General features: G+C 65.3%; 18 protein-coding genes. 4 read left to right on the plus strand and 14 right to left on the minus strand.

The window, feature by feature from the left end; translation table 11 throughout:
* Positions 1-40: 40 nt before the first annotated feature.
* The 4 genes from AC1TXO_RS11290 to AC1TXO_RS11305 form a co-directional block, all read right to left on the minus strand.
* On the minus strand, positions 41-388 hold the full coding sequence (locus AC1TXO_RS11290; protein ID WP_486406387.1) for a hypothetical protein: 348 nt from the start codon (positions 386-388) through the stop codon (positions 41-43).
* 165 nt (positions 389-553) lie between these two features.
* Positions 554-2,131, minus strand: coding sequence for a hypothetical protein (locus AC1TXO_RS11295; RefSeq protein WP_486406388.1), 1,578 nt, complete (start codon positions 2,129-2,131; stop codon positions 554-556).
* 117 nt (positions 2,132-2,248) lie between these two features.
* Positions 2,249-2,743 (minus strand): DUF934 domain-containing protein, encoded by a 495-nt coding sequence (locus AC1TXO_RS11300; RefSeq protein ID WP_486406389.1) that lies wholly within the window; start codon positions 2,741-2,743, stop codon positions 2,249-2,251.
* Positions 2,727-4,379: a nitrite/sulfite reductase gene (locus AC1TXO_RS11305; protein ID WP_486406390.1), complete on the minus strand. Its 1,653-nt coding sequence runs from the start codon at positions 4,377-4,379 to the stop codon at positions 2,727-2,729. Before AC1TXO_RS11305 ends, AC1TXO_RS11300 begins: the two co-directional genes overlap by 17 nt.
* A 216-nt stretch (positions 4,380-4,595) precedes the next feature.
* Here AC1TXO_RS11305 and AC1TXO_RS11310 point away from each other — a divergent pair, with 216 nt between their 5' ends.
* Positions 4,596-5,675, plus strand: coding sequence for an ABC transporter substrate-binding protein (locus tag AC1TXO_RS11310; protein ID WP_486406391.1), 1,080 nt, complete (start codon positions 4,596-4,598; stop codon positions 5,673-5,675).
* A 309-nt stretch (positions 5,676-5,984) separates the two neighbouring features.
* On the opposite strand, the gene AC1TXO_RS11315 is transcribed toward AC1TXO_RS11310, so the two are convergent.
* Genes AC1TXO_RS11315 through AC1TXO_RS11325 form a run of 3 tightly spaced genes read right to left on the minus strand, consistent with a single transcriptional unit; the run spans position 5,985 to position 8,304 of the window.
* Positions 5,985-6,203: a DUF2970 domain-containing protein gene (locus AC1TXO_RS11315; protein ID WP_054890753.1), complete on the minus strand. Its 219-nt coding sequence runs from the start codon at positions 6,201-6,203 to the stop codon at positions 5,985-5,987.
* Between the two features lie 56 nt (positions 6,204-6,259).
* Positions 6,260-7,093: a TIGR03915 family putative DNA repair protein gene (locus AC1TXO_RS11320; RefSeq protein ID WP_486406392.1), complete on the minus strand. Its 834-nt coding sequence runs from the start codon at positions 7,091-7,093 to the stop codon at positions 6,260-6,262.
* Positions 7,084-8,304, minus strand: coding sequence for a putative DNA modification/repair radical SAM protein (locus AC1TXO_RS11325; protein WP_486406393.1), 1,221 nt, complete (start codon positions 8,302-8,304; stop codon positions 7,084-7,086). Before AC1TXO_RS11325 ends, AC1TXO_RS11320 begins: the two co-directional genes overlap by 10 nt.
* A 241-nt stretch (positions 8,305-8,545) precedes the next feature.
* Between AC1TXO_RS11325 and mqo the strand changes: the two genes are divergently transcribed.
* Positions 8,546-10,120: a malate dehydrogenase (quinone) gene (gene mqo, locus AC1TXO_RS11330; RefSeq protein WP_486406394.1), complete on the plus strand. Its 1,575-nt coding sequence runs from the start codon at positions 8,546-8,548 to the stop codon at positions 10,118-10,120.
* 174 nt (positions 10,121-10,294) lie between these two features.
* On the opposite strand, the gene AC1TXO_RS11335 is transcribed toward mqo, so the two are convergent.
* From AC1TXO_RS11335 to AC1TXO_RS11345, 3 genes are all read right to left on the minus strand, one after another.
* A complete protein-coding gene (locus AC1TXO_RS11335; RefSeq protein ID WP_486406395.1) occupies positions 10,295-11,539 on the minus strand; it encodes a saccharopine dehydrogenase family protein in 1,245 nt (414 codons plus the stop codon).
* 31 nt (positions 11,540-11,570) lie between these two features.
* Positions 11,571-12,668 carry a carboxynorspermidine decarboxylase gene (locus AC1TXO_RS11340; protein ID WP_486406396.1) on the minus strand — a complete coding sequence of 366 codons (1,098 nt, stop codon included), beginning with the start codon at positions 12,666-12,668 and terminating at the stop codon, positions 11,571-11,573.
* Between the two features lie 266 nt (positions 12,669-12,934).
* Positions 12,935-13,330 carry a RidA family protein gene (locus AC1TXO_RS11345; protein WP_486406397.1) on the minus strand — a complete coding sequence of 132 codons (396 nt, stop codon included), beginning with the start codon at positions 13,328-13,330 and terminating at the stop codon, positions 12,935-12,937.
* A 112-nt stretch (positions 13,331-13,442) separates the two neighbouring features.
* On the opposite strand from AC1TXO_RS11345, the gene AC1TXO_RS11350 reads away from it, so the two are divergent.
* Positions 13,443-14,339, plus strand: coding sequence for a LysR family transcriptional regulator (locus AC1TXO_RS11350; RefSeq protein ID WP_486406398.1), 897 nt, complete (start codon positions 13,443-13,445; stop codon positions 14,337-14,339).
* 84 nt (positions 14,340-14,423) lie between these two features.
* Here AC1TXO_RS11350 and AC1TXO_RS11355 read toward each other — a convergent pair whose 3' ends face one another.
* The gene (locus tag AC1TXO_RS11355) at positions 14,424-15,335 is read right to left on the minus strand and encodes a pyridoxal-phosphate dependent enzyme (protein ID WP_486406399.1); all 912 of its coding nucleotides are present in this window, start codon (positions 15,333-15,335) and stop codon (positions 14,424-14,426) included.
* 10 nt (positions 15,336-15,345) lie between these two features.
* A complete protein-coding gene (locus tag AC1TXO_RS11360) occupies positions 15,346-17,049 on the minus strand; it encodes an amidase (RefSeq protein ID WP_486406400.1) in 1,704 nt (567 codons plus the stop codon).
* Between the two features lie 262 nt (positions 17,050-17,311).
* On the opposite strand from AC1TXO_RS11360, the gene AC1TXO_RS11365 reads away from it, so the two are divergent.
* Positions 17,312-19,282: a BCCT family transporter gene (locus tag AC1TXO_RS11365; RefSeq protein WP_486406401.1), complete on the plus strand. Its 1,971-nt coding sequence runs from the start codon at positions 17,312-17,314 to the stop codon at positions 19,280-19,282.
* Between the two features lie 70 nt (positions 19,283-19,352).
* Here the strand turns inward: AC1TXO_RS11365 and yghU are convergent, their stop codons facing one another.
* Both yghU and AC1TXO_RS11375 read right to left on the minus strand, forming a co-directional pair.
* Complete coding sequence (gene yghU, locus AC1TXO_RS11370; protein WP_486406402.1) at positions 19,353-20,192, minus strand: glutathione-dependent disulfide-bond oxidoreductase; 840 nt, start codon at positions 20,190-20,192, stop codon at positions 19,353-19,355.
* A 168-nt stretch (positions 20,193-20,360) separates the two neighbouring features.
* A complete protein-coding gene (locus AC1TXO_RS11375) occupies positions 20,361-21,563 on the minus strand; it encodes an NAD(P)/FAD-dependent oxidoreductase (RefSeq protein WP_486406403.1) in 1,203 nt (400 codons plus the stop codon).
* Between the last annotated feature and the right edge of the window lie 179 nt (positions 21,564-21,742).

Raw genomic sequence — 21,742 nt, forward strand, 5'->3', positions numbered from 1 at the left:
GCTGCGAGGCCAGGGCAATGGAGTGAGGGTCAGCAAGGGATCAGATGCGTGGGGGGCGCCAGTGAGTGGGTGGTGCGCGCGACAGCAGGCTCTGGGCGTAGCTGTCGGACGGGCGTGGAGTGGCGAAGGTCAGCGCAGGTGTTGCGAGGCTGACCTGCAGGGTGGTGGCGGTCTTGCATTCCTGGCCGGGTTTGCAGGCCTTGGAGGCGTGGTGGGAGGACGCCTTGTCCTGGTCCTGGCAGCAGTCGTGATCCATTCCTGCCATCATGCTCATGCCCAGGGCCTGCATGGGGCAGGGCTCGGCGGGCGGCTCGATGCCCGCCATCCCGGAGAGGGGAAGCGAGAGCATCAGCAGCAGGATGATCAGGCGGCGTATGGGGGCAGGCATGGCGCGAGTCTAGCGGGAATTGCGTTAGGTGAACATTAACAGGATGTTTCCAGGCGCCGCTCCCACGGAAAATGTGGAGTGTGGTTGTGGGAGCGGACTTGCCCGCGAAGCAAACGCCTCCGCTCCCACACACTCACACGGAGCCAGCCGGGCTCAGGCCAGGCATCAGGCAGCGATCTTCGACGGGTCGCCCTGCAGCAGCCAGCGGCTGCGATGCGACTGCAGCAGCCCTTCGAGCAGCGAGACGCCGCGGTCGCGCTGGGCGATGCGGTCCTGTTCGAAGGCGTCCTTGAGCAGGTTCAGCACGTTGCGCGACTGGGTCACGGCCTTGGGCGTGGTCACGTCGCTTTTCAGGTTGCCATCGACATAGGTGAGGATCCGCTCTTTCTGGCTCGCCTGCTGGGTCGCGCTGGCTTCGACCAGTTGCCCTTTGTCGTAGGCCAGGCGTGTGCTGCTGCTGGCCTGGTCGTCGATCAGGTGGTAGCTGTAGTTCTGCGACTCGCGGTCGTTGCCCATCACCAGGTTGGTCAGCGGGTTGAGGCCGCGGTGGAACGAGGCGGTGAGCTTGCTCTGCTGGTTCTGCTCCACCGACAGGTCCTGCATGCCGCGGCTCTTGACCGTGGTGCTCTGCGAGGTGCGGAAGGTGAAACCGTCGGTTTCGTCCTGGCGCATCGGGTTGCTTCTGCGCGTGGTTTCGCTGATCGATGCGCTGAAGTCGGCCAGGCCGCTGAGCAGGGCGCGGTCTTTCTCGGTCAGGCTGCCAGGGCGCTGTACAGCGGGCTGGCGGCTGTCGTCGATGCTGTTGAGCTGGGTGAACGCGTCCTTGAACAGGCTCATCAGGTTTTCGTCACCGCGTCCGCGGCGCTGGGCGGCGTCGAACTGGGTGAGGTAGTTGTCGATCGCCGCCTTGCGCTGGGCCGACTTGCCCAGCAACTCCACGTCGTGGGTGTCCATGCTCAGCTGGACCTGGCCGGACGGGCCATCCAGACTCAGGCTGCGGGCCTTGTCGTCGAGGGTCAGGGCGAAGGTCTGGTCACCGCTCGGGGTCTGCAGCTTGGCGTTCATCTGCAGGGAAGAGAACAGTGCCGGATCGAGCTTGACCAGGGCGCCCAGCTTCAACTGGGGCGGCATCTCGTTCAAACCGTCGACGGTGGACTGGAACGCGTCGGCGAGGTTGCCCAGGCCTTTGAGTTCCGCATCGGTCAGGCTGCCGCCTTCGACTTCGGCACTGACCGCCAGGCCTTTCTCGCCGCTGGCCAACGACAGGCGGACAGTGGCGCCGGAGGCGGTGGTCAGGCTGAAGGTGACGCCGCTGTCGGGGTTCTCGCGCAGGCGTTGTTGCTGCAACTTGAGCACCGCCGGGTCGATCGGCGAGTCATCGCTGACGGCGAACACCGACTGCGAGATGCCCTTGCCGCCGTTCTGCACCAGCTGCTCGATCAGGGCAGCGCCGATGCCTTTGAAGCGCCCGGCAGTGCTGGACGACTGGAAGGCGGTCTGCAGCGTGGTGGCGAGCTTGTCCTGGGCGTCGCTTTCCCAGACGTAGCGCACCTGGCCTGGCAGCACGCCCCGGCGCGAGTAGGTCTCGGAGTCGCTGACGCTGTTGTCCTGGCCCAGTGTGACGCTGGTGCTTGGCACACTGGCAACGCCGCTGCTGCCGGTCGGGTTGCCGGCCTGGGTCGCAGCCGCCTGCGGGGGCGTCAGGACCGGGGCCAGGCGCTGTGCTGCTGAAATCGGGTTCATGAGCATCCTGCCGAAATGAGGGTACAACGGTAGTATCGGCAGGCCATCACGGAACATGAGCAAAAGCGCAAACGAAACGGCCCGCCATGAAGGCGGGCCGTCGCGACAGCAGGACGATCAGCGGCGGCGGAACAGCGGCAGCGGCTGGTCGGTGGCACCCTGGTAGGTGACCGAGAAGTCCTTCAGACCCTGCAGTGCATCCTCAGGGTCCTTGTCGGCACGGATGGCAAAGGCGTCGAAGCCGCAGCGAGCCATGTAGAACAGCTGGTCGCGCAGCACGTCGCCGATGGCGCGCAGCTCGCCCTTGTACTGGTAGCGGTCACGCAGCAGGCGCGCATTGGAGTAGTTGCGCCCGTCGGTGAAGGCCGGGAAGTTCAAGGCGATGACCTGGAAGTGCTGGACGTCCTCGCCGATTTCCTCGGCTTCCTCGTCGCTGTCCAGCCACACGCCGAGGCCGCCGTCGCGGGCCTTGAGGGCGTGGGCGTGGTCGCGCCACATCTGCAGCGGGACGATGTAGTCGTCGCAGTTGGTCAGTTCGTCGAACGAGGTATCCTTGGGCAGCAGGTGCCAGGTCTCGTCGACGAGCTGGTTGTGCTTAATGATTCGCTGCATAGACGCGTTCCTTGAATGGGTCGATGCCGATACGCTGGTAGGTGTCGATGAAGCGCTCGTCTTCGTTGCGCTGCTCGACGTACACGTCGATCAGCTTCTCGATCACGTCGGCCATGTCGTCCTGGGCGAAGGAAGGGCCGAGGATCTTGCCCAGGCTTGCATCGCGAGCGGCGTTGCCGCCCAGCGACACCTGGTAGAACTCTTCGCCTTTCTTGTCGACGCCGAGGATACCGATGTGGCCCACGTGGTGGTGGCCGCAGGCGTTCATGCAGCCGGAGATGTTGAGGTCCAGCTCACCGATGTCGAACAGGTAGTCCAGGTCGTCGAAACGACGCTGGATCGACTCGGCGATCGGGATCGACTTGGCGTTGGCCAGCGAGCAGAAGTCGCCACCGGGGCAGCAGATGATGTCGGTCAGCAGGCCGATGTTCGGCGTGGCGAAGCCGCTTTCGCGCAGCTCAAGCCACAGGGCGTGCAACTGGCGCTGCTCGACGTCGGCCAGGATGATGTTCTGCTCGTGCGAGGTCCGCAGGAAGCCGAAGCTGTAGCGCTCGGCCAGGTCGGCGACGGCATCGAGCTGCTTGTCGGTCAGATCGCCCGGGGCAACGCCGGTGGGCTTGAGCGACAGGGTCACGGCCACGTAGCCGGGCTTCTTGTGCGCGCGGGTGTTGCGCGAGCGCCAGCGGGCAAAGCCTGGGTGCTCCTGGTCCAGCGTGCTGTAGTCGACGTTGTCGAGCGCCAGGTACTCTGGGTCGATGAAGTGGCGCGAAACGCGCTGCACTTCTTCTTCGGTCAGGGTGCTGTCGCCACCACGCAGGTGGACCATCTCGGCCTCGACCTTCTCGGCGAACACTTCCGGGGTCAGGGCCTTGACCAGGATCTTGATCCGCGCCTTGTACTTGTTGTCACGACGGCCGTAACGGTTGTACACGCGCAGGATCGCGTCCAGGTAGCTGATCAGGTCCTGCCAGGGCAGGAACTCGTTGATGAACGAGCCGACCACCGGGGTGCGGCCCAGGCCGCCGCCGACCAGGACGCGGAAGCCGAGCTCGCCGGCCTCGTTGCGCACAGGCTCCAGGCCGATGTCGTGCACTTCGATGGCGGCGCGGTCTTCCTTCGAGCCGTTGATGGCAATCTTGAACTTGCGCGGCAGGTAGGCGAATTCCGGGTGGAAGGTGGTCCACTGACGGACGATTTCGCACCACGGACGCGGGTCGATGAGCTCGTCTGCAGCCACACCGGCGAACTGGTCGGTGGTGGTGTTGCGCAGGCAGTTGCCGCTGGTCTGGATCGCGTGCATCTGCACGGTGGCCAGCTCAGCCAGGATGTCGGGGATGTCTTCGAGCGCAGGCCAGTTGTACTGCACGTTCTGGCGGGTGGAAATGTGCGCGTAGCCCTTGTCGTAGTCGCGGGCGATCCTGGCCAGTGTCCGGACCTGGCGCGCGTTCAACTGGCCATAAGGCACGGCGACGCGCAGCATCGGGGCGAAACGCTGGATATAGAGGCCGTTCTGCAGGCGCAGAGGGCGGAATTCTTCTTCGCTCAGCTCACCGGCCAGGTAGCGGCGGGTCTGATCACGGAACTGCTTGACGCGGTCCTCGATGATCCGCTGATCGTACTCGTCGTATACGTACATAAAAGTCCTGTCTCAGGCTGCATGCAGCTAATCGCGCGCACGGCCGCGCACTCCGGGTCGGAGCGGGGGAACGATAGCAGGTTGGGTTTATGCGCTAAAGTGATGTTTTTGCATATGAAAAGAACCATTTGGACTAAGTGAGACTGGCTGCTATTTGCCTGGTGACGGGCACTGCGCCGTTATACTGTCAGCCTTTGCTTCGCAGGGATGTCGTGCATGCTCATCAGGGTGCTGTACCGGAGCCTGTGCCTGGCGCTGCCACTGATGGCAAATGCCCAGGCGGCTTCGGTGGTGTTTCTCAACCCGGGTCTGTCCGATGAGACTTTCTGGGTCAGCTATTCGCATTTCATGCAGGCGGCGGCGACGGAGCTGGGCATGGAGCTGCGGGTGGAATACGGCGAGCGCCAGGCCCAGCGGCAACTGGCCCAGGCGCGGGCAGTCCTGCACGGCGCGCACAAGCCCGACTACCTGGTGCTGGTCAACGAGCAGTACGTGGCGCCGGAGATCATGCGCCTGTCGCGTGGCAGCGGGGTCAAGCTGGTGCTGGTCAACAATGCCCTGACCGAGGGGCAGGCCGAGGAAATCGCCGCGCAGCCAGGCAAGTATGCGCCGCTGCTGGGGTCGCTGGTCGGCAATGATGAGCAGGCCGGCTACCAGATGCTGCGCGAGCTGGCCGCCAGCCTGCCCGCCAGCGACGAGCCGGTCGAGCTGCTGGCATTCTCCGGGGTGAGCACCACGCCGGCCTCGCAGCTGCGCGAGCAGGGCATGCGCCGGGCGCTGGCCGAGCTTCCCCGGCTGCAGTTGCGTCAGGTGGTGTATGGCGGTTGGAGCCGGCAGCGGGCTTTCGAGCAGGCGCAGGTGCTGGTCAGGCGTTACCCGAAGGTGCGCCTGGTGTGGTCGGCGAACGACGAAATGGCCTTCGGTGCGATGCAGGCGTTCGCGGCGACGGGCCGGGTGCCTGGCCGCGATGTGCTGTTCAGTGCGGTCAACAGCTCGCCAGAGGCCCTGCAGGCGCGCGTCGATGGACGGCTCAGCGTGCTGATGGGTGGGCATTTCAGCCTGGGCGGCTGGGCCATGGTGATGCTCCACGACGATGCCCTGGGCCTGGCGCTCGACCGCGACGGCCAGCCCCTGCACCAACTGCCGGTGCTGCAGGCCATCGACGCGGCCAAGGCCCAGCGCTGGCTGCAGCTGGGCCAGCGCAAAGACCACGGCGTCGACTTTCGTAGCTACAGCGCCGAGGGGCGTGGCGCCGACTATCGCTATCCGTTCCTGACGTCACCCGTCGATTATTGAAAGACCCTGCTTGAGAGAAGGGCATTGCTGGGCTTAACTGCTGGTGTGACGTGCATTCCCATAACCACTACAAGAGGCGATGCAATGGGAAATCCGACCAAGCTCCGCAAGCCAGACAGCACTGTCGACGCCTGGGCCATCCTGTGCCTGATCGTGCTGGTCGTGGTGACCGCCGTGTATTGGGTCAGCCATCAGTAACGCACATTTGAGACCGTGATCAGCAACCTGAGCCGCCCGCGGGAGGGAATTCCGCGGGCGGATGCGTTTTTGGCTGTGCGCAGGCCTGCCACCCAAGACCTGCAGCGTGGCTCAGCGTCCCGTCAGGTGCATCGCCAACTGCACCAGCCCCACCAGCACCAGGATGAACACCAGGGTGAACATCACCCCCATCACGATGAAATGGCTGGCCTTGCCGTGGGTGAAGTCGCGTGCGCGGTTCTTGCCGCTCTGCACGCCGAAGGCGGCGGCGAGGATGCTGTGCAGCATCTGCCAGAAGGTCGGCGGTTTGCCTTGGCTGGAATCGTCCATGGTCTGGCTCCCGGAAAAACAGAGGCAATCAGCCACAGTGTAGGCAATGACCGGGGTCAGCGCCCGACCCGCTTGCCCCGCTGCAGGCCCACTTCCAGTGCCTGCCCGTCGCGTTGCTTGCCCTGGCGTGCCAGGCCTTCGAGCTGGGGAATGAGCATGCCTTCGGGCAGGTGGCGCCAGAATCGCCCCGGCATGTGCAGGCGCAACGCATCGGGGTTCAGCCGCGCCGGGTTGAAGGTGGAGCGGTAGTAGGTGCGCCACAGTTCGGCGCCGGGGTCTTCGGCGTGGCGTGCCCACTCGGCCCACTCGCCGGGGCAATGCCTGCGGTAGTCGAGTCGGGCGCCATCGAAGCGGATACCGTCGCAGGGCGTGGCGATCAGCCAGCGCTGGCGGCCGAGGCGGTCGGCGAAATGGCTGCTGGCGCTTTCGAGAATGTCATGGGCGGGTTCGTGGAAGGCCACCAGGTCCAGCTGCAGGCGCTCGGCGACCGGCTCGGGCAAGGGCACGAAGCGCACGAAGGCGTGCAGGTGATGGGCTTCGCGCGAGACCTGCTTGATCCGCCGCTGCAGCTCGCTGCCCAGGCGATCACCGGCGAGCATGGCGGTGCGGTCGCCGTGGGCGACGCGCCAGAGCACTTCGTAGAGCAGGTTCCAGCGCTGCTCGCCGCGATAGCGGGCGGCCTGTTCGAGCTGTGCGAGCAGGGCCGCCGGTACTCGCGCCCGGAACGGGCCCAGGCCCTCGGGCAGGGGTGTCGCCACGGCGAGCAGGTCGTCCATCGGGCCCTGGCTCCAGGTGACATCGGCCGGGTCGACGCCATGGCCGAGCAGTGCCCGAGCCTGCTCACGCCAGGTGGCGAAAAGGTCGTCGCAATCCAGCGCGATCATGCCCACAGCCCCATCTGCAGCGGTGCCTGCGGTTCGCGCAGGCGCTGGCGCAGCAGGCCACTGCGCAAATCGGCCTGGGCCGGGCGGTAGTCGCTGGTGACGATGAACGGGCGGGCTTTTTCCAGCACGCAACGCAGCTGGATCAGATCGTCGTAGCGGATCCTGCGTTCGCGCCGCAGGGCCACCAGCCGCTGCACGCTGCGCAGGCCGATGCCGGGAATGCGGGCGAGCAGGGCGGGCTCGGCACGGTTCAGGTCCAGCGGGAACACCTCGCGATTGGCCAGGGCCCAGGCCAGCTTGGGGTCGATGTCCAGCGCCAGGTTGCCGGCCTGGCCGAGCAGTTCGCCGGCCTTGTAGCCGTAGCCGCGCATCAGGAAGTCGGCCTGGTACAGGCGGTGTTCGCGCAGCAGCGGCGGGGCAGCCAGGGGGACGCTGTTCGGGCTGTCGGGGATGGGGCTGAACGCCGAGTAGTAGACGCGCTTGAGGCCGTAGCCCTGGTACAGCGATTCGGCGTTGCGCAGCAGGGTGCGGTCATCGGTGCTGTCGGCACCGACGATCACCTGGGTGCTCTGGCCGGCTGGGGTGAAGCGTGGCGCGCGCGGCTCTGCGGCCACCGCCTGCTGGCCGCGGTGGATCACGCCCATGGCCTGGCGGATGGTATGGGCCTGCTTCTCCGGGGCCAGGCGCTTGAGGCTGGCGTCGGTGGGCAGTTCGACGTTGACGCTCAGGCGGTCGGCCAGGCGCCCGGCTTCCTCGATCAGCAGCGGGTCGGCGTCGGGGATGGTCTTGAGGTGGATGTAGCCACGGAACCCGTGCTCTTCGCGCAGCAGGCGGGCCACGCGGTTCAACTGCTCCATGGTGTAGTCGGCCGAGCGGATGATGCCCGAACTCAGGAACAGCCCGCTGATGCAGTTGCGCCGGTAGAAGTCCAGGGTCAGGCGCACCACTTCCTCGGGGCTGAACCGTGCCCGGGGCACATTGCTGGAGCGGCGGTTGACGCAGTACTGGCAGTCGTACAGGCAGAAATTGGTCAGCAGCACCTTGAGCAGCGACACGCAGCGCCCGTCGGGGGTGTAGCTGTGGCAGATGCCCATGCCATCGGTGGCGCCAAGCCCGTCACGCCCGCGCGAGCTGCGCTTGGGCGCACCGCTGCTGGCGCAGGAAGCGTCGTACTTGGCGGCGTCGGCAAGAATGCCGAGCTTGGCGATGAGTTGCATGAAGGCTTCTCTTGGTACTGTGTTTTCATACAGTATTTGCAGAATCGTCGAGTTGCAAGCGCATTTTCCGGGTGGCTGACAGCCTGCCGTTCGAGGCCGTTCCACGAGTTGCATCCAACCTGGGTAAATCACTCAGCTAAGCTTGCCTGGGATTGTGCACGCACACGCACGGGCACTCGGACCAGGGGCAGGACACATTCACGGATCGGACCGGGGCCGGCAACGCCTCGACGGAGGAAGCATGAAGGTCGCAATCTCATATAAACCGGCACTTGCGGGCCTGGCCCTGGCCTTCGGCCTGACAGCCGTGCAGGCCGCCGAAAGCAAGCGGGTGGATGTATTGCTGGTGGGCGGGGGCATCATGAGCTCCACGCTGGCGGTGTGGCTCAACGAACTCGAGCCGGGCTGGTCGATGGAGATGATCGAGCGCCTGGACAAGGTTGCCGAGGAAAGCTCCAACGGCTGGAACAACGCCGGCACCGGGCACTCGGCGTTGGCCGAGCTCAACTACACCCCTGAAAAGGACGGCAAGATCGACATCAGCAAGGCGGTGGAGATCAACGAGTCGTTCCAGATCACCCGCCAGTTTCTCGCCTGGCAGGTCAAGCAGGGCGTGCTGAAGAATCCGCGTTCGTTCATCAACTCCACCCCGCACATGAGCTTCGTCTGGGGCGATGACAACATCCGTTTCCTGCGCAAGCGCTACGAGGCGCTGCAGGCCAGCCCGCTGTTCAAGCCCATGCAGTATTCCGAAGACAACGCGCAGATCGCCAAATGGGTGCCGTTGATGATGGAGGGGCGCGACCCCAACCAGAAGCTGGCCGTAACCTGGACGCCGATCGGCACCGACGTCAACTTTGGCGAGATTACCCGCCAGTACGTGGCCTACCTGCAGACCCGTCCCAACTTTGATCTCAAGCTCTCCAGCGAAGTGCAGGACATCACCCGCAACGACGATGGCTCCTGGCATGTGCAGTACAAGAACCTCAAGGATGGCAGCAAGTCCGCCACCGACGCCAGGTTCCTGTTCATCGGTGCCGGCGGTGCGGCGCTGCCGTTGCTGCAGAAGTCCGGCATTGCCGAGGCCAAGGAGTATGCGGGCTTCCCGGTGGGGGGCTCGTTCCTTGTGACCGAGAACGCCGCCATCGCCGACCGTCATATGGCCAAGGCCTACGGCATCGCCTCGACCGGCGCGCCGCCGATGTCGGTGCCGCACCTGGACACCCGGGTGCTCGATGGCAAGCGGGTGATCCTGTTCGGGCCGTTCGCCACCTTTTCCACGAAGTTCCTCAAGGAGGGCTCGCTGCTTGACCTGTTCGGCAGCATGACCTTGCACAATAGCTGGCCGATGGTGCGCGTGGGCGTGCGCGAGTTCGACCTGGTGCAGTACCTGATCGGCCAGGTGATGCAGTCGGACGACGATCGTTTTGCTGCGCTGCAGACCTACTTCCCCCATGCGAAGAAGGAAGACTGGCGCCTGTGGCAGGCCGGTCAGCGGGTGCAGATCATCAAGAAGGACGAAGCGCTCGGCGGTGTGCTCAAGCTGGGCACCGAGGTGGTGACCTCCAGCGACGGCAGCATCGCCGGCCTGCTCGGGGCTTCACCCGGAGCCTCGACCGCGCCGCCGATCATGCTCGATTTGCTGCGCAAGGTGTTCAAGGACAAGGTTGCATCGGCGCCCTGGCAGGAGAAGTTGCACCAGATCATCCCGACCTATGGCCTCAAGCTCAACGAGCACCCGGACAAGGTCCAGGAGGAGTGGGACTACACCAACGAAGTGCTGCAACTGCAGCCCTTGACTTCACCTGCCGGCTGAAGCTGAGGCCAGCCAGGATGCGCGCCAGGGGTGATGCGCGAGGGGAGATGAAGCGCTTGTGCCGGCCCAATCGCGGGACGAGCCCGCTCCTACAGGTTTCGGCGCGGTTCTCGGAACCTGCGCTGTAGCTGTGGGAGCGGGCTTGCCCCGCGATGAGGCCATTCCGGTTACTGCTTAGGCTTCAGCGTCCCATGGACGATCGCCTTTTTCATCCTTGACGCGGGTCGGCAGACCCATCACGTCCAACGCCTTGAGGAACGGCTCGGCGGGCAGTTCCTCGACGTTGACCATGCGCCCGGCATCCCACTCGCCGCGGGCGACCAGCAGGGCTGCGGCCACTGGCGGCACGCCTGCGGTATAGGAGATACCCTGGCTGTCGGTCTCGGCGTAGGCCTCTTCGTGGTCGGCGACGTTGTAGATGAACACCTCGCGCGGCTGGCCGTCCTTGCTGCCCTTGACCAGGTCACCGATGCAGGTCTTGCCGGTGTAGCCCGGGGCCAGCGAAGCCGGATCGGGCAGCACGGCCTTGACCACTTTCAGCGGCACCACTTCCAGGCCCTCGGCGGTCTTGACCGGTTGCTCGGAGAGCAGGCCGAGGTTCTTCAGCACGGTGAACACGTTGATGTAGTGCTCGCCGAAGCTCATCCAGAAGCGCACGTTGGGTACGTCGAGGTTCTTGGAGATCGAGTGCACTTCATCGTGGCCGGTCAGGTAGAGGTTCTGCGAACCCACCACCGGCAGGTCGTCGGTGCGCTTGACCTCGAACATGGTGTTGCTGGTCCACTGGCTGTTCTGCCAGCTCCATACCTGCCCGGTGAACTCGCGGAAGTTGATTTCCGGGTCGAAGTTGGTGGCGAAGTACTTGCCGTGGGAACCGGCATTGACGTCGAGGATGTCGATCGAGTCGATGCGGTCGAAATACTGCTGCTGCGCGAGTTTCGCGTAGCTGTTCACCACACCCGGGTCGAAGCCGACACCGAGAATGGCGGTAATGTTCTTCTGCTGGCACTCTTCGAGATGCTTCCACTCGTAGTTGCCATACCAGGGCGGGGTTTCGCAGATCTTGCCCGGTTCTTCGTGAATCGCGGTGTCGAGATAGGCGACACCGGTATCGATGCAGGCACGCAGCACCGACATGTTGAGGAAGGCGGAACCGACGTTGATCACGATCTGCGATTCGGTCTCGCGGATCAGTGTCTTGGTCGCCTCGACATCGAGGGCGTCGAGCGAGAAGGCCTGGATGTCGGCGGGTACCTTGAGGCTACCCTTGGCCTTGACGCTGTCGATGATGGCCTGGCATTTGGAGATGTTCCGTGACGCAATCGCAATACGACCGAGTTCGTCGTTATGCTGTGCGCACTTGTGGGCCACCACCTTGGCGACACCTCCTGCACCAATGATAAGAACGTTCTTCTTCAATTTATCCCTTGCTCCTTACTGAAAGCCGGTCTTACGACAGGCTGGAAACGTAGTCTTCGAAACCGAACTCACGCTTGACCTCGACGCTGCCGTCGAGTTGCTTGACGACGATGGCCGGCATCTTCAGACCGTTGAACCAGTTTTTCTTGACCATGGTGTAACCCGCCGCGTCGATGAACGACAGGCGATCGCCGATGGCCAGCGGACGATCGAATTGGTACTCGCCGAAGATGTCACCGGCCAGGCACGACTTGCCGCAGACCATGTAGGTGTGCTCGCCGTCGTTGGGGGCCATCTTGGCGTTGAGGCGGTAGATCAGCAGGTCGAGCATGTGCGCCTCGATCGAGCTGTCGACCACGGCAAGGTGCTTGCCGTTGTACAGGGTGTCGAGCACGGTGACTTCCAGCGAGGCGCTGTTGGTGATCGCCGCTTCGCCCGGCTCCAGGTAGACCTGCACGCCGTACTGCTGCGAGAAGGCTTTCAGGCGCGCGCAGAACGCATCGAGCGCATAGCCTTCGCCGGTGAAGTGGATGCCGCCGCCTAGGCTGACCCATTGCACCTTGTGCAGCAGGTGGCCGAAGCGCTCCTCGATGTGCGAGAGCATCTTGTCGAACAGGCCGAAGTCGCCGTTCTCGCAGTTGTTGTGGAACATGAAGCCGGAGATCTGCTCGATCACCTGCTCGATCTTCGCCGGGTCCCACTCGCCGAGGCGGCTGAATGGACGCGCCGGGTCGGCCAGCAGGTAGTCGGAGCTGCTCACCTGCGGGTTGACGCGCAGGCCGCGGGTCTTGCCTTCGGACTGTTCGGCGAAGCGCTCGAGCTGGCCGATGGAGTTGAAGATGATCTTGTCGCAGTTCTCCAGCATTTCCTCGACCTCGTCGTCGGCCCAGGCCACGCTGTAGGCGTGGGTCTCGCCGGCGAACTTCTGGCGGCCGAGCTTGAGCTCGTAGAGCGAGGAGGAGGTGGTGCCGTCCATGTACTGCTCCATCAGGTCGAACACCGACCAAGTGGCGAAGCACTTGAGGGCGAGCAGGGCCTTGGCGCCGGAGTGCTCGCGCACGTAGGCGATCTTCTCCAGGTTGCCCAGCAGCTTGGTTTTGTCGATGAGGTAATACGGCGTCTTGATCATTTCAAAGGCCCCCGGCCAGGCCGGCCAAAAAAAGGACACGCATTGTGCCTTCACTTGCCGCATATCGAAAGGGCGCAAGGCGCATTTCGTCCGGGCTGCTCCCCGCAGAGGCGGTTGCCGCCATCGAATTGAATCCTTGCGCCCTGGCTCCACTCAGTTGAACAGAGGATTGTGACCGTCTCAATCACCTGATTCTACGTGCCCGGGACAAGACCGATGAGTTCGAAGCCCGCGCGCCGGGGCGTGGCGGCGGGCGATGCAGCGGGTCAGTCAGGCAGCTTGGCCACCACCTTGATCTCGAAGTCGAATCCATACAGCCAGGTGACCCCGATCGCCGTCACGGTCGGGTAGGGCGCCACCCCCCAGAACTCCTTGCGTACCAGGTCCCAGATCGGCTGGAACTTGTCTTGCGGGTCGACGATGAACAAGGTCACGTCCTGCACGTGCGCGAAGCTGCAGCCGGCAGCCTGCAGGATCGCTTCGAGGTTGGCGAAGGCGCGTCGTACCTGGTTCTCCAGGCCGGGCTCGGGCGAGCCGTCCTCACGGCTGCCGACCTGGCCGGAGACGAACAGCAGGCCGTTGCTGCGCACCGCCGGGGAGTAGTGGTTGATGTCGTACAGGGCCTGGCGGCCGGCAGGGAAAACGACGTCACGGGTGCTCATGGTGATGCTCCATCGAGGGGGTTGATGGGGCTACTGTACGAAGCGGGCTGTGCTCGATAAACGTGCAGATCCAGGTATCATTGTTTGGTCACGACAAACAATCGAGGCGCTGATGGACAGGTTCGATGCGATGCGTGCGTTTGCCCGGGTCGTGGAAGCGGGGAGTTTCACCAAGGCCGCCGAGACGCTGCACATGAGCCGTACCAGCGTGACCCAACTGGTGCAGCAACTGGAAACCCGGCTGCGTGTGCGCCTGCTCAACCGCACCACGCGCAAGGTCAGCGTGACCGGCGATGGTGCGCGCTTCTACCAGCGGGTGCTGCGCCTGCTGGCTGACCTCGAGGACGCCGAAACCAGCATGAGCGGCGCAGCAGGGCTGCCGCGCGGCAAGTTGCGGGTCGACGTGCCCAGCCCCCTGGCGAGCCTGGTGCTGGTGCCGGCCCTGCCGGACTTCCATGCCCGCTATCCGGACATCCAGATCGACATGGGCGTCAGCGATCGGATCGTCGACATCATTGGCGAGCATGTGGACTGCGTGGTGCGCGGGGGCGAGCTGCTGGACCAGTCGCTGATGGCGCGCAAGGTCGCCGACCTGCAACTGGGCGTGTACGCCGCGCCCGCCTACCTCGAGCGCCTCGGTACGCCGCTGCATCCCTCGGAGCTGGAGCATTCGGCCCATCGCACGGTGGGGTTCCTCTGGGCGCGCACCGGCAAGCCCATGCCCTATGCGCTGGTGCGCGGCCAGGAGCGGCTGCAGGTGCAGGGCAGCCAGGTGCTGGCGGTCGACGACGGCAATGCCTACCTGGCGGCGGGGCTGGCTGGACTGGGGGTGTTGTGGCTACCGGACTACATGGCGCGTGCGCCACTGGCCAGCGGTGCGCTGGTGCCGCTGTTCGAGGACTGGCAGTTGGAGTCGATGCCGTTGTACATCGCCTATCCGCCGAACCGCCACGTGGGTGCTCGGCTGCGCGTGTTCATCGATTGGGTGGTGGAGGTGATGGGGCGCTGAGCGGGTAAGACAGGCCCGGTGGCGGCTTCGCCGGCAGTCGCGGGACAAGCCCGCGACTGCCGGTTCGCGGCGAAGTCTGGCCGCCTAGGCCGCCAGCCAGTCGCGGATCTGCTGCAGGGTTGCCGTGGCGCCCCCGCAGACGATCATCAGCACGTTGCGGTACCCGGCCAGCCGCCCTGGCTCATAGGCCAGCGCCAGCGCTGCCCCGCAGGCCGGCTCCACCAGCAGCCGGTGATCGTGCAGGAAGCGCTCGCAGGCCTCCAGTGCAGCGCGATCGGTGACCCGTTCGCTGCGCACCGGATGCTCCCGCACACAGACCATTGCCTGGTCCGCCACGCGCTTGGCGCCCAGGGAGGTGGCCACCGAGGCCAGGGTCGGCAGCTCCACCGGCTCACCCGCGGCGATCGCGGCATGCAGCGACGCGGCACCCTCGGTTTCCACCGCCAGCACCGGCACATCGTGCCAGCCATTGCGCTTGAGCCCCTCGACCACGCCACTGAGCAGCCCGCCACCGCCGACCGACAGCACCACCGCATCAGGCTTGAGCCCGGCCTGGGCGACTTCGTCGATCAGGCTGGCATGACCCTGCCACAACAGCGGGTCGTCGAACGGGTGGATGAACGCGTCGCCCGGGCCCAGCAGGCCCTGCGCATGCTCGTTGGCTTCCTGCCAGGAACTGCCGGTGACCACCACCTTGGCGCCTTCCAGCTCGAGTAGTTCGATGGCCCGGGCAGTGGTGGTCTGCGGCACTACTACGGTCACCGGTACGCCAAGCTGGCGCGCGGCGTAGGCCACGGCGAGGCCAGCGTTGCCACCGGAGGACGATACGAAGTGGCGGGCGCCGCGTGCATGGTGCACTTCGCAGGCATGGCCCACCCCGCGCAGCTTGAACGAGCCGCAGGGCTGCAGCGCGTCCAGCTTGAGCCACAGGCGGCTGCCGGCGGTCAGCGACAGCGGGCGGGACTCGATCAGAGGTGTCTGCACATGCAGAGTCATGGGCGCCTCCTCAACCCAGCGCCGGGGTGCGCGGCGGAACCTTGCGCCGCGAGCCGGTGGCCTCGAAGCCTGCCGCGAAGCGCAGCAGGGCATTGTCGTCATAGGCACGGCCGGCAAAGGTCAGGCCGACCGGCATGCCGATATCGGCCATCACGCCCATCGGCACGGTCACCGTCGGCACGCCCAGGTGCCGGATCGCCAGGTTGCCGTTGGCCACCCAGATGCCGTTGCTCCAGGCGATGTCCGCGGAGGCCGGGTTGACGTCGGCATCGGCCGGGCCGACATCGGCGACGGTGGGGAACAGCACTGCGTCCAGGCCGTGCCGGTCCATCCAGTCTTCCAGGTCGAGCTTGCGGGTCTGCTCCAGACCGCGCAGGCCGTCGGCCAGGGTTTCGATCTGGTCCCAGGTCTTCAGGCCACGTTTGGCCATGTTGACGTACTCGTCCATGCCGGCGGCCAGGTCATCCTCGCGGTTGGGCAGGGTGCCCGGATCGTGCGGGAAGATCTTCGGTCCGTCGACGTCGGCCAGGCGGTTGAGCCCGGGATCATCGTTGGCCCGCAGGAAATCATCGAAGGCCCAGCCGGAGAGTTCCCACAGCTCGTCGTGGAGGAACGCCTTGCTGACGATGCCGCGGTTGTACACCGTCGGTGCACCCGGCCGGTCGCCCTCGCAGTTGGACACCAGCGGGAAGTCGGTTTCCACCACTTCGGCGCCGGCAGCTTCCAGCGCCTTGCGGGCTTGTTGCCACAGGTCGATGACGCTGGCGCGGGTGTGGATGCGCTGGCCGGTCGGGCCGCCGATGCCGGGCTTCTCCGAGGTGCCGGCCTCGTCGTCGGCATTGATGTACATGCGCGGCACGGCGAAGCGCTTGCCCTTGAGCGCGCCGGTGTCGGCGGCCAGGTCGAGGTAGCTTTCGGGGCGTACGCCCGAGGCAGCCGGGATCGGCACCCATGGCTGCAGGCGCCAGAGGTCGCCGCGGGTGTCGGCGTCGTCAGCCACCACCACGTCGAGAATTTCCAGCAGGTCGGCCATGGTCCGGGCATAGGGTACGACCACGTCCATGGTCGGGGTGAGCGGCCAGTTGCCGCGCACCGAGATCACCCCGCGCGAAGGCGTGTAGGCGCACAGGCCGTTGTTCGAGGCAGGCCCGCGGCCGCTGGACCAGGTTTCCTCGGCCAGGCCGAAGGCGCTGTAGCTGGCCGCCGTGGCGGTACCGGCGCCGTTGGAGGAGCCGGAGGCGAAGGGGGCGGTCAGGTAGGCAGGGTTGTACGGGCTTTCGGCGCGGCCGTAGACGCCACGTTGCATGCCGCCGTTGGCCATGGGCGGCATGTTGGTCTTGCCCAGGCAGATCGCGCCGCCTGCGCGCAGGCGCTCGACCGTGAAGGCGTCGCGCTGGGCGACCAGGTCCTTGAATGCCGGGCTGCCGGAGGCGGCGGTCAGGCCCTTGACCAGGTAGCTGTCCTTGGCGGTGTAGGGGATGCCGTCCAGCGGGCCGAGCGTGGTGCCGGCTGCGCGACGGGCATCGGATGCCTCGGCCTCCTTCAGCGCCTCGGGGTTGCGCACCACCACGGCATTCAGCGCGGTGGCGGTGTCGGCTCCATCGTAGGCGTCGATACGGGCCTGGTAGGCCTTGACCAGTTCGACCGCCGTCGTGCGGCCAGACTCGAGCGCCTTGCGCAGCTCGGCAATGGAAACCTCGGTTACCTCGATCATGCTGTCACCAAAATGTACAGGTGGATTTTATGCCCCGGAGTGTACTAGAAGCCCTCGAAGGACGCAGGTTTGCACCCGGGAAAAACCTGTTTGCACCACGGCACGCCTCGGCAGGCGGGCCACCTGGCCGGGCCGGCGGCGGGCGGGGTGCTTTGAAAAATTCAGAAACATCCGATATGTCACGACGGGCAAAACCATCAGCGTCTACCGTTTGTCGTAGCTAACCGTGCGCATGAAGCGCCCTGATGGAGAGTACCCGTACATGGCAAGTCCGCCCGAACAACCTCGCAAGCCCACCATCAACCCACCGGTTTTCTGGATTTCCGCGGTCCTGCTGCTGGTCCTGGTGCTGTACGCCAGCGTGTTTCAATCCCACGCCCAGGCGCTGTTCGCGCAGATCCAGGGCTGGATCATCGTCAATGTCAGCTGGTTCTACATCCTTGGGGTAGCGCTGATCCTTGGCACCGTGGTGTTCCTGGGCATCAGCCGTTACGGCGATATCAAGCTCGGCCCCGACCACAGCACACCGGATTACAACAATGCCACCTGGTTCGCCATGCTGTTCTCGGCAGGCATGGGCATCGGCCTGATGTTCTTCGGCGTCGCCGAACCGGTCATGCACTTCCTCAAGCCACCACTGGGCGAGGGCGGCACGGTGCTTGCGGCCGGCGAAGCGATGCGCATCACCTTCTTCCACTGGGGCCTGCATGCCTGGGCGATCTACGCCATCGTCGCGTTGATCCTGGCCTATTTCAGCTACCGCCACGGCCTGCCGCTGACCTTGCGCTCGGCCCTCTACCCGCTGATCGGCGAGCGCATCCACGGCCCACTGGGGCACGCGGTGGACATCTTCGCGATCATCGGCACGGTATTTGGCGTGGCCACCTCGCTGGGCTTCGGCGTGTCGCAGATCAATACCGGCCTCAATGCGTTGTTCGGTGTGCCGGTGTCGATCCCGGTGCAGATCGCGCTGATCATCGGCACCACCTTCCTGGCCACGCTGTCGGTGATGTCCGGGTTGGACAAGGGCATTCGTCGCCTGTCCGAGCTCAACCTGGGCCTGGCCGTGCTGCTGTTGCTGATGGTGATGCTGCTGGGGCCGACCGTGCTGATCCTGCAGACCTTCGTGCAGAACACCGGCGGCTACCTGAGCGAGATCGTCAGCCGCACCCTCAACCTCTACGCCTACCAGCCCACCGACTGGATCGGCGGCTGGACCCTGTTCTACTGGGGCTGGTGGCTGGCCTGGTCGCCCTTCGTCGGGCTGTTCATCGCGCGTATCTCGCGCGGGCGCACCATCCGTGAATTCGTCACCGGCGTGCTGCTGGTACCGACCGCCTTCACCCTGTTGTGGATGACGGTGTTCGGCAACACGGCGATCCACATGATCCTCGACGAGGGCCTCAACGACCTGGCTGCGGCGGTGGAGCAGGATACCTCCCTGGCCTTGTTCGCCTTCCTCGAGCACTTCCCGTTCGCCAGCATCATCAGCACCCTGGCGGTGGTGATGGTGGTGGTGTTCTTCGTCACCTCCGCCGACACCGGGGCAATGGTGGTGGACATGCTGGCCTCGGGCGGGCAGGAAGGCACGCCGATCCGCCAGCGGATCTTCTGGGCCTCGAGCATGGGCATCGTCGCCATCGCCCTGTTGCTGGCCGACGGCCTCAAGGCCTTGCAGACGGCAACCATCGCCAGTGCGTTGCCGTTCACCCTGGCGCTGCTGCTGAGCATGCGCGGGCTGCTCAAGGCGCTGAAACTCGACGCCACCAAGCGTGACCTGCGCTACCAGGCGCTGGCCATCTCGCCAACGGCCTCGAGGGCAGCGGGCAACTGGCAGCGACGCCTGCGCACCCTGGCGATGTTTCCGCGTCGTTCCCACGTGCAGCGGTTCATTGCCGACGTGGCGCTGCCCGCCTGCCAGTCGGTGGCCGAGGAATGGCGCCGCCAGGGCTATGAGTGCAGCGTGGAGGAAGGCGAGGGTGGGCGGGTGACGCTCAAGGTCGGGCCGAGCGACGAGGTGTTCGTCTACGAGATCCGGCCGCGCGCCTACGCCATGCCCAGTTTTGTCCTGAGCGATGCCGGCAGTGACGAGCGCAAGTATTTCCGCGCCGAGGTGCACTTGCGCGAGGGCGGGCAGGACCATGATGTGATGGGCTGGTCGAAGGACGAAGTGATCGGCGACATCCTCGATCACTTCGAACGGCACCTGCACTTCCTGCACCTGGTGCGTTGACGCGTACCTGTGGGAGCGGGTTTACCCGCGAAAAAGCCATCACGGTGGCCGGTGTTCGCGGGTAGAGCCGTTACTGCAGGTCTGCCGCCGAGTGCCGCTCCGGTACCTGGCTGGCCTCGTCGCCCCAGGTGCGGTTGACCCGCGTGCCGCGCTGCACGGCCGGACGCTGGGCGATCTCCTCGGCCCAGCGCTGGACGTGCGGATACTCCTCCACCGCGAGGAATTCGGCCGCGCCGTACAGGTTGCCGCGCACCAGTTGCCCGTACCACGGCCACACGGCGATATCGGCGATGCTGTATTCCTCGCCGCCCAGGTAACGGCTCTCGGCCAGGCGTCGTTCGAGCACGTCGAGCTGGCGCTTGGCTTCCATGGTGAAGCGGTTGATGGCGTACTCGATCTTTTCCGGCGCATACACGTAGAAGTGACCGAAACCGCCGCCCAGGTAAGGCGCCGAACCCATCTGCCAGAACAGCCAGTTCAGGCTCTCGGTGCGTGCCGCAGGATCCTTGGGCAGGAAGGCTCCGAACTTTTCTGCCAGGTGCAGCAGGATAGAACCGGACTCGAATACCCGCACCGGCGGTTCGACACTGCGGTCGAGCAGGGCCGGAATCTTCGAGTTCGGGTTGACCTCGACGAAGCCGCTGGAGAACTGGTCGCCGTCGCCGATGCGGATCAGCCAGGCATCGTATTCGGCACCGCTGTGCCCCAGGGCCAGTAGTTCTTCGAGCAGGACCGTGACCTTGACGCCGTTGGGGGTCGCCAGAGAGTAGAGCTGAAGGGGATGCTGGCCGACCGGCAGGTCCTTGTCGTGGGTGGGGCCGGCGATCGGGCGGTTGATGCTGGCGAACTGGCCGCCTGCACCGGTGTTGTTTTTCCAGACCTTCGGTGGAACGTAGGCAGTACTGCTCATCCGATAAATCTCCTGATGGTCTTCGAGCCCATTGCGATCGCCTGATGCGACCAGGGTGCGATTGGCCAAGACTAGGGCAGGAGAAGTGGTCAAGGGAAGTGAAGTATTGCGCGCGGGTTATAACCGCTGCGCGTCTGCCTGGAGCTTGCAGGCGCGCAGCGGGTCGTATCAGGCCACGGGGATCAAGGGGTCGGCTGCGGCGAGGGCCGCCTTGCGTTCGGCCGCAGGTGGGTAGATCCAGACGCTGTTGATCTGGCTCTTGAGTGCCTTGGCCTCGTGCTTGTCCTCCGGCGGGCTGACCTTGCGGTCCCAGCCTTCGGTGTACACCGCACCCCAGGCGCCGAGGTCGAGGCAGGTCACGTACTTGGGCTGGCTGTAGGTCATCGGCGCCGCGCCGATCAGCTCGGCGGCGGCGTTGTTGCCGGCATAGCGGCCCAGCGGGATGGCATGCTGGCAAGACATTACCGCGAAATTGCCAATCTCGTCGCACGCGGCATAGGCGACGTCACCTGCCGCGTAGACCGCCGCATTGCCCTTGACCTTGAGGGTGCCGTCCACATGCAGGCGCCCCTGGCGGTCGCGCTCACCGCTGACCTGTGCGGTGAGCGGGTTGGCCACGAAACCGACGGTCCAGATCACGGTATTTGCATCGATGCGCTGCCCGTTGTCCAACGTCACGCCAGCGCCATCCACGGCGGTCACCGACGCGCCGCAGATCCACTCCACCCCCAGTGCTTGCGATGCCTGGACGATCGCCGGGCTGATGCCGTCGCCTAGTGCAGCACCGATCCGTGCACCGCGATCGACCACCACCACGCGATGCTTGACCTGGTCGCCGAGGATCTTGCGCAGCCGCGCGGGCAGTTCGGTGGCGGTCTCGATACCGGTAAAGCCACCGCCGGCAACGACCACGGTATTGCGTGCCGGTGTATCGGGTTGGCCAGGCAGCGACTTGAGGTGTTCCTCAAGGCGTGTGGCGCTGGCGATCCTGTCGACATCGAATACCCGCTCGATACCCGCAAGCGCCGGTCGATTGAGGGTGCTGCCGCACGCCATGATCAGCCGGTCGTAGGGCAGGGTAGCCTCGACGCCGTCGTGGCCACGGTAGCCGACCTGCTGATGGGTTTCGTCGATATGGTGGGCGCTGCCTTGCACGAAGCGCACGTTCACGGCGTCGAACAGCGCCTGCAATGGGGCGGCCATCTGGTGTACGTCAGATTCGTAGAAGCGTGGGCGGATGTGCAGTTCGGCTTGCGGTGCAAGCACCGTGATCCGGACGTCGTCGCGTCCGTGCAGGTCGAGCTGGCGCGCAGCGCCCAGGGCGCTCCAAAGGCCGGCAAAGCCTGCGCCGAGGATCAGGATCTGTTTCATCGTTGTGCTCCTGGAGAATTCCGGATACTGCTCATTGTCGGTGTTGTCGGTAGCGGGCACGGCACGCGATGGCGCAGCAAGGGTCGCTCGAACGGCTGGCGGCGCAGTGCGGTTCGCTTGACTGGCCGCAGTCGATGATAAGGCGTCTTCTCGTCAGGCGGCCGTGGCCCGACAGACGT

It is taken from the genome of Pseudomonas sp. FA117 (genome assembly GCF_057370475.1).